We start from the raw sequence: 10,515 nt of genomic DNA on the forward strand, positions 1-10,515 counted from the left end.
CCGTTATTCATGTGCGGCCAGATAGCCTTTGAGCATCTTTTTGAGCTTTTTATAATAGAACGGCGTTCCCCATAGGGCGCTGTCTTCAAGGCTTGCGTTCAGAATGGCCAGATCCAGATCTTTCAAGACGCCACCCAGCTCTTCAAGATCAATTTGCAGATGCTGCGTTTGCGGGTTCTGCGCAAGGTAGCGATGAATAACCGGCGCAAGCTCGGCAACATGCGGATGAAATGCGCTATGCGTCGTATAATGCTCGCGCCAGAGCATTTGCAGGATTTCATTGGGGATCGTGCAATTCGCCCCAAAGAAGACATCGGTGGTGAATGTGCAAAACTCGTCCAGGCTCAACTGTTGTTGCGCCAGATGCTTTGCATAGACCTTGGTCGAAAGAAGGCAGGTCAGCTGATAGCCTTTGAACAGAAAGCCGGTGTATCCCTCAAACAATCTGAAAAAGGTCGACCGCGAATAGCCCGCCTTTTCCACGACATCCATCAGGTTGAACCCTTTGAGGCTTTTGGATCGCGCGCCCAAGCGCAGCGCTGCGACCAGAAAGGCGATGAAACGGTCATCGGGCACATGGATCGCGGCCGCCTGTTCGATTTCGGGCATCCAGACTTGCGCCAATTCACCTGGATCGGCTGGATGCGCTGCAAAATCGAATTTCGTTATAGCAGGAAATTCGTTCATCTCTTTACGATCGCCCTTGCGTTGAGAGGCCAATAAATCAACAGACGACAGCTGTTGCGGAACTTTATTTCACTCACCAAGGAAATCGAGACTGGCTAAATTCCGATGCTCGCCTGCTGCGCCAGCGGTGTCAAGGGCAGGGCGGTTTCACTACTTTATATCGTAAAAACAATGATTTAAGTGGCAACCCCTTGACGGGGTTCCAGGCCTCTTTCAAAGGGTTGATCAAATGGTCAAATCTGTGGCCTTGGGTGTCGTGAAAGCAGCGACAGGATGCGGTGGGCTTTGCGGGTGATCGAAACGTCAATGTTACGAAACGCGCGTGATCTGGCAGGCAAACTGTTGGCATTGCACCATGAATTGCCCCGGTGCGGGGTTGGTCGCTTGGGTCGTGGGAGGGTCTGATAGATGAATCGTTTGATCAACGGGATGATCCACCGGATCGCGTGCCCCGCGATAAAGGCAGGCGCCTGTCCAAATGTCGCAATCGTCCTACGGACCACGCCTTTTGCGCCCGCGCCAAAGAAGACCTGATCAATGCGAAAGATCACTGATCATGAAAAGAAATTGCTGATCTTTGTGCTTCAGGCGTCACCTGGGGATTACATGCTATGCAGCTTGGGGAATTACAAGATCGCAAGCCAGTCCTCTGACTTCAGCGAAATGATCTATAAATTGGGTTATATTTATAAGGTGGTTGAAAAGGTCGATCACAGGATTATCGCGTTTTGGGGAAGAACATTAAAGCCATTGCATGATGATATCGCGCTGGCGCTCAATCGGACAGCATCGCCATGCTGAAAACCCGACTGGTCATGAAGGGAAGAAAATGTCGTTTCAAAAAAAGTTGAATGAGCATCCGGCCACAGAAGCGGATAATATGGACCAGGTTGTTGATGCGACAAAACACAAATACCCCCGCCAAGTGCTGCAAACCTTCATTCAGACTGCGCCGCGCGGGTCACAAGCCATATATTTTCGAGGCCCTTTCTTGAATTCCTATAGCCTTGCGGAATTTGTTAGGGAAATGCATCTGCGGGGCCAATGCGAATTGGTTCAGCGGCGGATCAAAATCGGGCGCACCGCGATTTATGAATATATGATGGTCAAGCGCTAGGTCATTCCAACATCATCCCAACCGCAAATGCGTATCCATCGGCAGAGGCTTTGTTTCTATGCCGACCGCCATCCGGCTTTCCGGCCATCGCGACCCGCCATGCGAGAGCACGCCTGCAGGGTCACCTCATCCACATCTTCCAACGCATCCCAAGCCACCGGCCTATTGATCGCCGTTGTCTGCCAGCGGCCCGTATGTTGTGGATGGATCGGGGATGTTTTCGAGCACGACGTCGATGAAGTGGCAGACAAGTGCCGTGCGCCCCGGCACATCCGCCTTGCGAAAGATCGCGTTCAGCTGGGATTTCACGGTGGCTTCGCTCTTGCCGCGGGCCTTGGCGATTTCGGCGTTGGAATAGCCGCGCACCGCAAAGAGCGCGACCTCGCGTTCCGCTGGGCTGAGGCCCCAGGCGCAAAACTGATCATGCAGCACATCGACGAACTGGCCCGAGGCCACCTTGACCTGCTTTTCAACGCGGTCGACCCGGTAAAGGGTCTGCCGCAAAAGCGTGAAAGAGGCGGCAGCGCCAAGGACCAGACCCAGGCTGGCCCCGATCTGCAGGAATTCGCGCATGGTCCAGCTGATCGCCCAATGCCGTAGGCCCAAGACTTCTGTCACCAATTCAGCCACAAAGAAGGCCGCACAGAGGCTTTGGAAAATCACGAGGATGACCAAGCGCAGAACAATGGATCTGCCAAAGATGCGTGGGTTGAGCATGGTTCCGTCCGTTCAGCCGCAGGGCACTGCGCGGGAATTCACTGCCTGCGCAGAGGTTTCGGTCAGTCTGACCTGTTTGCGCGGCCGGCACCACCGTTGTTGCCTGATCCGCCGCCCGCGTTGGACCTGCCGGTGGCATTTTCGGACCGGCCATTGCCCTGTGATCGCCCCCCGCCCGCACGCGCGCCGGTCTCGGGCGATGGGCCCGCGTTGTTGCCTGCATTGCCAGGGCGCGACGCGCTGCCCGTCAAATTCTGCGGCTCTGCGGTCAGGCCGTCATCAGGCGCGCGCAATCTGACGATATCAGAAAAGATTTCACCTGTCGTGCGGCTCATCACGATTTCACGGGTGGTTGTCGGATCGCTGGCAAAGACGCGGATCCGGCCCAGAAAACTGCGGGTAATGTCGTCGATCGTATATCCTGCAGCCTGAAGGTCGATCAGCAGATCGTCCAGATTGCGCACCTGCGCTGATGCAAGATTGTTGCCTTTTGCCGCGGCAGGCGGTGTATCCGCCGCAAGCGGCGTGCTGCACAAAGCTGCCGCACAAGCCAATAAGGTCAAAAAGATCTTCAAACCAATATGCTCCCAATAATCAGGCAATGCATGGGCGAGGCACTATAAATGACCTGCACCCCGAGTGACACGATAACAGGGTCGGCAACAATCAACCCCTCGGCTGAAACGGGCTGTTTCATCCGAAAGGTTGAAACTCTGTCGCAGCCTGCCTTGCCTGCAAGGATCGCGCAAGCACCAGCCGGGCGCCAGCTGACTGACGCCCGCTGATCAGGTCACCACAGACCCAAAAGCTGCATCAATTCCTCTTCGGCTTGCGGCGATAGCTGCACACCACCGGTCAGTTCCGCGTAGGAGTCCGTATAATCGGCACTTGCCTCGATCAGGGCCAGTTCGGCATCATTGACCGCCGCTTGCAAATCCGACAGCTCCGCCTGGTACAGGGCGAGATCCGCGTCATATTCCGGCGTGCCCTCTGCGAAGTCAGATGAAAACGCCGGGTAATCCGCCAGTTCCTGGGTCGCATCATTCAGCGTGACTGTCGCGTCATAGACTGACTGATACTCGTTCTTGAAGGTGGCGAGCCGTCCGGGCATGCTGTCCGGGGCAGCATTCGCCAATGCTTGCGGGCTGGCATTGGCTGCATTCAGACCTCTGAGCTCGGATGCCAGCGCGCCACGGTCGCGGGACTGCAAAGCCGCAGATGATTGGGCGCGCGCATTGGGCCGGTTCTCGGCGCCATTGGACCTGCGGTCGCTGTCTTGTCCACGGCCGCGCGCCTCAGCATTGCCCTTGCCACCTGATTGCCCCTGCGCATAGGCCGCATCGGTCATCAATGGCGTCACGATGGCAGCGCTGGACGTGGCCAATGCCATGGCCATCACGGCCGTTGAAAATAGGTTCTTTGATTGCATCGACATAGGGTTCCTCCATCCGTCAGTTCAAACGCGTTACATCGGACAGATGGCATCCGGCAGCGCGTTCAACCATCATCCTGACTGTCGAATTGCCTGCCTTCATCCCAAAGGTTGAAAGATCTGTTCTGCGCGGCGGGCAATAAGCGCCAATTGGCAAAGTGAATAGGGAAAGCGGTGTTTTTCCCACAGAAGCCGCCATCTATCGGCTGACGGATGCGCGATATGATCCCATTCTTCAGCCGCATCGCGCGCCCAATCACGCCGCCTGCCTGTGACCATATCTTTCTTGATGTGCCATGCTGTGTTCCTGCCCGTTTCGGCAAAGACTGCACTTGAAGAAGAGGTCAAATTGCTGTGATATTTCAATCAAGCATGTAAACCGGCGCATTTCGCTGGTCGAGGATGATATCCTGAAGAATTTTATCAAAACATTGGCAAGACAGCCGATACGCAATGCAATTTGGCGCATTTCACATTGCGAAATTGCCGATAGCCTGAGATCAGGATCAATGATCCAAACTGTCTATTGTTCCCCCATTATCCCACGGCGGGTGTTGACGCCTTTCAAAGTGAAACCAGCATGACATCCGGCCGGTTCCAAAACCCCGCGTCCTATGGTGTGGGCCTTGCTTTGGCGGGGGCGCTGTTATTGACGCCCGATGCTTTGTTGATGCGCATCTCCGGCATGTCTGCCTTTCAGATGCTTGGATGGCGGGGGCTGTGTCTGGGGCTGATCTTTGTCATCATCTGGGCGCTGACCAGTGCGGCGCGGCGGCGCGATCTGATGACGCTGGGCAGCAGCACCGCGCTGATTGTGGTGGCGTCGCAAGTGATGAACACAACGCTTTTTCCCGTCGGCATCGCAATAGCGCCGGTTGCCCCCGTTCTGCTGGGGGTCGCCACCGTGCCGGTCTGGTCGGCATTGCTGGCGCAATGGCTCTATGCAGAAAAAGCGACCCGCGCCACATGGGTTGCCATCGCGCTGGTCATGATGGGGCTGGCATTGGCCATATCGGACAAGGGCGAGGCGGCGCTGGATGCCTATGCGCTTGCCGGTGCGGCCTGCGGGCTTGGCGTGGCTTTCGCGCTGGCGATGATCTTTGTGACTTTGCGGCACAATCCCGGCTTGCCCTTGCTTTTGGTGATCGGTCTGGGGTCGCTGATATCGGGGATTTCGGGCTGGCTGATCACCGGGCCTGCGCAGATGGCCGATGGAACGCTATGGGCCGCATTGATCAGCGCCGTGATCATCCTGCCATTGTCCTTTTTCGCTTTGAACGAGGCCTCGCGCCATACCACCGCCGCCAATGTCAGCCTGCTGCTGCTGTTAGAGACGGTGCTTGCGCCATTCTGGGTATGGCTTGGCACCGGCGAAGCAGCCTCGCCACGCATGTTGATCGGCGGGGCAATCGTGATCGTGACGCTAGCGGCTTATGTGTTGCGCGGCCGCCGCCGCGCTGTTCTGGCAGCAGGCAAAGACTAGCCCGCAATGCTGTGTCGGTCGGGGTGGGCTGTGCCCGCATCACGCTGCCATTGGTTGCGACCGGCGCGGCAGGATCGTGCGGGTCAGGATCAGCAGCATGATCGCGACATTGATGGCGTTCCAGACGATCCCGTTAATGAAGGCAAGCTGATAAGATCCCGTCACGTCATGTATCCACCCCGAGAGCCAGCCCCCAAGCGCCATGCCAAGGATCGTCGCCATGATCACAAAACCAACCTGCGTGCCTGCTTCGCGGGCGGGCAGATATTCGCGCACGATCAGCGCATAGGCCGGAACAATACCACCTTGCGCCAATCCAAAGACCAGGCTGACCATGTAAAGTGACACAAGTCCTCCGGCCGGCAGATATAAAAACAGCGCCAGCATCTGCAGCGTTGACCCGATCAGCAGCGTCAGCACGCCGCCCAGCTGATCCGCCACCAGCCCCGAGATCAACCGCGACACCACGCCGCCAAGCAGCATCAGCGACAGCATTTCGGCCCCAACGGCTGGCCCATAGCCCCGGTCGACACAAAGCGCCACGATATGCACCTGTGGCATGGACATGGCGACGCAGCACCCCACGCCCGCCATCGCCAGCAACCAGCACAATTTGCGTGACGAGAACCGGCAGGCCGCCCGATTGACCGAAGAGATCTGTGCCGCGGCGGCCATCGTATATTCGGGTACGCGGCGGCGCAGCATCAACGCCAGCGGAATAAGCAATGTCGTCACAATGACCGCCAGCGCCAGACAGACCATCCGCCACCCGTGATCTGCCAATACCCCGGCCAGCGCGATTGGCCAGATGGCGCCTGACAGATAATTACCGCTGGCCGCGACAGCCACGGCAATGCCGCGCCTGCGTTGAAACCAATGCGAGACATCGGCGATCAACGGCCCGAAACTGGCAGCAGAGCCAAGCCCGATCGCGAAATGCACCGCAGATAAGATGATGATCGACGGGCTTGCTGCGGCTGCCAGATAACCGATCCCAGAGATCAGGCTCGCCCCGATCAGCGCGCTGGTGATGCCGAATTTATCGACCGCCCGCCCAATCAGCAGGTTACCAAGCGCGAACCCCAGCATCGTCAGCGTATATGGCAAGGCAGAATCCGCCCGCGAGACCCCAAATTCGGCCTGTACAGCCGGCATGATCACGATGACGGACCACATGCCTACATTGCCAATCGTGGCAATCGCAAGTGTCACAGCCAGCCGTGACCATGAATAGCGGCTGTCAAACACCAGTTGTTCAGACATGCCAGACCTCTGACGCGATGATCGCTTTTGTGGGCTGGAGCGCGCTTGCCCAGACAGGTGACGGGTTGTTTTTGATATTGTCCGGATTCGTCACCCGACCAACTCTGTCGCAAGATTGGTCATTTGCTGCGCAAAATCCAACATAAAACTTGCTCATTTGATCGCGTGATCAGCGATCTCCGCAAATCTTGCAGCGCAGAGGGCAATAAAACCGTATCAGCGCGCGCGGTCGCTGACTGAAAGACCTCCGGGCACCTGTCCTATCGTGTTGCCAGGCGCCGCGGCCGCCCATGGTTGTCGCATATGGCGTGCAGCTTGGTCTTGATGCCGCCCAGCGTGCGCCCGATCAGACGTCCGCGGACCCTTTTTCATGCTCATGCTCGGCGGCCAGGCCGACCGTGATCCTGACACAGACGTCTCTATCACTCCATTGCTTCCAACGGTTGTAGAGCGTCTTGTGCGGCCCGCATTTCCGAGGGCCGTCACGACATCGCCAGCCATGGCCATTTATGAAAATAAGCCCGCTCTATGTGCGTCGCCCATCCACCCGGGGCTTGTCGTGAGATTTCGTGAAATAAGGCGCCGGGCGCGCAATCTGCGCATCAGTCAGTCAAAAAAGATCAGACCTATCACCGCTCCGTTTCGGGCGGTGGATCACGCTCAGGAACGCAATGCAATGGAGCCTGAGCCTAGCAGAATGTTTGCCTTGCAAAGTAGCGCCAATAATGTGGTCCGCAATTGCGGTGAATGGCTGCGATTTCCAACGCTGACGCGGTGGCGCCATCTTAAAACAGGTTGTGGTCTCGCTCGAGCATGCTTAACACGGAGACAATGAGTTTTTTTCGCGTGCTCGAAATTCAACGGGCATTTTTCGTGGTCCCGTTCGGTCGTGAAATGGTGCCTGAAGTGATCATCCCAATTGGCGCTGACTTTGTGGCAGACACCAACACGCAGCTCTCCTTTGCGCCGCGTTTGATTTGTGAGCAGATCAAAAGCACCACCAAAACGTCTGACTGTGGCACAGGTGGTGAGCTTGGGTTCAGCAGCACCTCAGAAGATGGGCTAAGCTCCGCTGACATGCGCATTCTGTTAGACCGCATCAACGGTGGCACACGATCCAGCTTTGCGTTCAGTGTAGAGCATAAGTTCTGATCATCAGCCTTAAACACAAGCAACACAGTAGGGCGGCCTTCGGGTCGCCCTTAGTGATTGTGAGGCACAAAGAAGTTGCATAGCATTTGAACTATGCCTGCAGATGCTTTGAGCAACCAAAAAGCAGCTGACGCACTGTGATCCGTATTTGTGTGATCTAAGCTCAAAACGCAGCGTAGCGCAGTAACTAGCGCTGATTTTGATGCGAGCCACGGACAAACAAAGGTTGGCGCCAACACGATGCTTGTAAGCACTGTATGAGGCCAGCTGTTTATGATGTTGATATAGGCCCCTACACAGCAAAGGCTTTAACCTGCTCAGATCAAATTGAAGTTGGCTACAGAAATTGCAAGCTCAACCTTAATCCACAACCTCTGCCGCACCGTGAAACACGTAGCCCATGTTGCGAACAGATTTCACAGGAAAGGGCAGGCTATCAGTACTAAAGCGCTTTCTCATCCGAGAGAGCATCACTTCAAGTGATCTTCTGAAATTATGGCTGGGCGCTCCACCATTTTTGCGAGTATGTTGCTCTAATTCTGCCAAAGATATCGGGTTGGGAGACCCTAAGAAAAGCGCCTCTAATACCATGAACTCGGAATGTGATAGGCCGTAAGATTGTCCACACGGAGCAGTAAGCGCAAATCCTGAGGGGCTCAAAGTCCAAGCCTGTTGGTTCTGATCGTTGCTCCAAGTTCGACCAAGTGCACGCTGAACTATGAGCCCCACTTCACATAGATTAATTGGCTTTGATAAAAAATAATCGGCGCCATCAGTCAGCATCGATACTCGCGTGTCAACGTCGTGGTGAGAGGAAATCACTATTACCAGGGGCCGCTCGTCCTGAGGTATTTTTGATAGGATTTCAGATCCTGAAACGAACGGCATCTCTAAATCAAGCAGTACAACTTTGAAGTTTTTGAAGTCTAGGTTGGCGGCCAACGCAGGGTCATTAATTGTGGCTACACATAGACCTAACGCTTCAAGATGTGTCTTGAGGCAATCAGTGAAAATTTGATCATCGTCAATTGCGACAACTTGGAAGCTAGGGCTCATTGTGCCTGTCCTCTCTGAAACGGTAGGGCGAGACGTATCACTGATGGGGTTTGACTTAAGACACAACTGTGTCCGCCGTGGGCTTCAGCTATTTGTATCGATATATAAAGCCCTAACCCGGAGCCAGCTTTCGATGATTTCAGGGTAGATGGTGCCTTAAAAAACCGTTGAAAGATCTGCTGTTGATACTGTGGCAACACGCCTTCACCATCGTCTGATACATCAAAAAAAAGGTACTGATCATTGTGGCTAATTGTAAGCTTAACTTCCGAAGTTATTCTGCAAAACTTCAATGCGTTTTCAATCATATTGTCTAAAGCGATACTGAGCAAAAATATATCGGCCTCAAATACTTCGGTTTGCGACGCAATGGCCCCATCCACTTGTATGTTCCACTTACGTCGGATGTCCTGCAAAAAGTCACTGAGCTTGACGTTAGTTGGTTCACGGTTTGCAATCAGGTCAGAGATTTCATCATATTCTCCAATACCATCCAGATATCTATTGGCTTCTCCCACTAATAGTCTCAACTGCTCAAAGTGTTTCCTTTGAGCGAATTCGCCGTATCTTTGTGAATTTTGCAGCAACGTTGATATTGTGCTGATTGGGCGGCGGACCTCGTGCAGAATAAGTTTGCGCAGCGCATATTGCTCTTCAATCGAAACTTTGAGCTTTTGAGACAAGAGCCGTTGTTGGGATTCTGCTAACTTTGATTTTTCTAGTGTCAACCGTGCTCCACAGGTAAACACGCCTGCTGCAAAAATAAACGTAGCTGGCAGTGACCATAAGAAAAATACTTTATCCCAGAGCAATAGGTTTAGGTAACCTTGGGCGTCCTGCGCGACCGAAGCCATCAAGCGGCCGAGCGATACAGCCGTTCCAAATGCCCCAAAAAATAAAAAGATTACAGCGTCTGCCGTTACCGCCTTTTTCAATGCGCTGAACGCCAAGATTGCAATTGTACCACTATTCGCAATAATGAGGCCTGACATTAATGTGACGCGAATTTCGTAATTATTGTTTGGCCCCAAAACCACTACCGTCATCATCACAACGGTAAAAATCGAAAATGCCAAGTCAGCCTGCCACAAACGCCAGTCCCGATTTATAGAGCGAACAGTGGCGACCATTAAGCTCAAGCCAAAAGCAGTCATGAGATTACTTGCGATAAGAAACACAAGCTCAGAAAGAGTGCCTTGGATGCCTCGCAACAAAAGGCCTGCAGATAACATCAGATGTGCGCTGGCTGCTAATGGCCAAAATCGGATTTCTGCATGCATCCACCACAACAACGAAAACAAAATTGCCGGCGCAAAACTCGTTACAGCAAAGAAACTTGCAAATGTGATGAACTGAGTATCGAGCAACAGCAGGACTTTCCGTAGTTATTGACGGAAAATTATGTGCCTTAGGGTCAAAAGTCAATCAGCTTTAAGTTGTATACAGGCGGATCTAAAGTCCCATTTTCGTTGAGAAATTTTGAGAAATTGCAAGTTGAGTGAAGGTAGCAGTCTGTCTAGCCATAAAAGTGCTGGACTGTAAGTCCATGTGGCTGGGCAGCTATGTTCAAGTATTACACATCAGGATTAACAAGCCCAATTTTCGGCT

12 protein-coding genes and 1 pseudogene are annotated in these 10,515 nt (G+C 54.0%); 4 read left to right on the forward strand and 9 right to left on the reverse strand.

Features of this window, described 5'->3' with window-relative positions; genetic code table 11:
• Positions 1-3: 3 nt before the first annotated feature.
• On the reverse strand, positions 4-687 hold the full coding sequence (locus LOKVESSMR4R_RS04015; protein ID WP_087206413.1) for a hypothetical protein: 684 nt from the start codon (positions 685-687) through the stop codon (positions 4-6).
• Between the two features lie 537 nt (positions 688-1,224).
• On the opposite strand from LOKVESSMR4R_RS04015, the gene LOKVESSMR4R_RS04020 reads away from it, so the two are divergent.
• Together LOKVESSMR4R_RS04020 and LOKVESSMR4R_RS04025 are read left to right on the forward strand one after the other, a co-directional pair.
• A complete protein-coding gene (locus LOKVESSMR4R_RS04020) occupies positions 1,225-1,488 on the forward strand; it encodes a hypothetical protein (protein ID WP_087206414.1) in 264 nt (87 codons plus the stop codon).
• Positions 1,442-1,804: a hypothetical protein gene (locus tag LOKVESSMR4R_RS04025; protein ID WP_157898116.1), complete on the forward strand. Its 363-nt coding sequence runs from the start codon at positions 1,442-1,444 to the stop codon at positions 1,802-1,804. The genes LOKVESSMR4R_RS04020 and LOKVESSMR4R_RS04025 overlap by 47 nt, the downstream gene beginning before the upstream one ends.
• A 162-nt stretch (positions 1,805-1,966) precedes the next feature.
• Here LOKVESSMR4R_RS04025 and LOKVESSMR4R_RS04030 read toward each other — a convergent pair whose 3' ends face one another.
• The 4 genes from LOKVESSMR4R_RS04030 to LOKVESSMR4R_RS04045 form a co-directional block, all read right to left on the reverse strand.
• Complete coding sequence (locus tag LOKVESSMR4R_RS04030; protein ID WP_087206416.1) at positions 1,967-2,521, reverse strand: helix-turn-helix transcriptional regulator; 555 nt, start codon at positions 2,519-2,521, stop codon at positions 1,967-1,969.
• A gap of 62 nt (positions 2,522-2,583) precedes the next feature.
• Positions 2,584-3,096: a hypothetical protein gene (locus tag LOKVESSMR4R_RS04035; protein ID WP_087206417.1), complete on the reverse strand. Its 513-nt coding sequence runs from the start codon at positions 3,094-3,096 to the stop codon at positions 2,584-2,586.
• Positions 3,097-3,311: 215 nt separating this feature from the next.
• Positions 3,312-3,956 (reverse strand): hypothetical protein, encoded by a 645-nt coding sequence (locus LOKVESSMR4R_RS04040; protein ID WP_087206418.1) that lies wholly within the window; start codon positions 3,954-3,956, stop codon positions 3,312-3,314.
• A 96-nt stretch (positions 3,957-4,052) separates the two neighbouring features.
• Positions 4,053-4,319, reverse strand: a complete 267-nt coding sequence (locus LOKVESSMR4R_RS04045; RefSeq protein ID WP_087206419.1) for a hypothetical protein — start codon at positions 4,317-4,319, stop codon at positions 4,053-4,055.
• Positions 4,320-4,533: 214 nt separating this feature from the next.
• On the opposite strand from LOKVESSMR4R_RS04045, the gene LOKVESSMR4R_RS04050 reads away from it, so the two are divergent.
• Positions 4,534-5,436, forward strand: coding sequence for a DMT family transporter (locus LOKVESSMR4R_RS04050; RefSeq protein WP_087212574.1), 903 nt, complete (start codon positions 4,534-4,536; stop codon positions 5,434-5,436).
• 39 nt (positions 5,437-5,475) lie between these two features.
• Here LOKVESSMR4R_RS04050 and LOKVESSMR4R_RS04055 read toward each other — a convergent pair whose 3' ends face one another.
• On the reverse strand, positions 5,476-6,699 hold the full coding sequence (locus LOKVESSMR4R_RS04055; RefSeq protein ID WP_087206420.1) for an MFS transporter: 1,224 nt from the start codon (positions 6,697-6,699) through the stop codon (positions 5,476-5,478).
• A gap of 281 nt (positions 6,700-6,980) precedes the next feature.
• Positions 6,981-7,309: pseudogene (locus tag LOKVESSMR4R_RS20555) on the reverse strand (transposase); the annotation flags it as partial.
• Between the two features lie 221 nt (positions 7,310-7,530).
• Here LOKVESSMR4R_RS20555 and LOKVESSMR4R_RS04060 point away from each other — a divergent pair.
• Positions 7,531-7,851, forward strand: a complete 321-nt coding sequence (locus tag LOKVESSMR4R_RS04060) for a hypothetical protein (protein ID WP_157898117.1) — start codon at positions 7,531-7,533, stop codon at positions 7,849-7,851.
• A gap of 360 nt (positions 7,852-8,211) precedes the next feature.
• Here LOKVESSMR4R_RS04060 and LOKVESSMR4R_RS04065 read toward each other — a convergent pair whose 3' ends face one another.
• A complete protein-coding gene (locus LOKVESSMR4R_RS04065; RefSeq protein ID WP_087206422.1) occupies positions 8,212-8,907 on the reverse strand; it encodes a response regulator transcription factor in 696 nt (231 codons plus the stop codon).
• Positions 8,904-10,274, reverse strand: a complete 1,371-nt coding sequence (locus tag LOKVESSMR4R_RS04070; protein WP_087206423.1) for a sensor histidine kinase — start codon at positions 10,272-10,274, stop codon at positions 8,904-8,906. Before LOKVESSMR4R_RS04070 ends, LOKVESSMR4R_RS04065 begins: the two co-directional genes overlap by 4 nt.
• Between the last annotated feature and the right edge of the window lie 241 nt (positions 10,275-10,515).

The organism is Yoonia vestfoldensis (assembly GCF_002158905.1).
In the GTDB taxonomy this organism is placed as follows: Bacteria; Pseudomonadota; Alphaproteobacteria; order Rhodobacterales; family Rhodobacteraceae; genus Yoonia; species Yoonia vestfoldensis_B.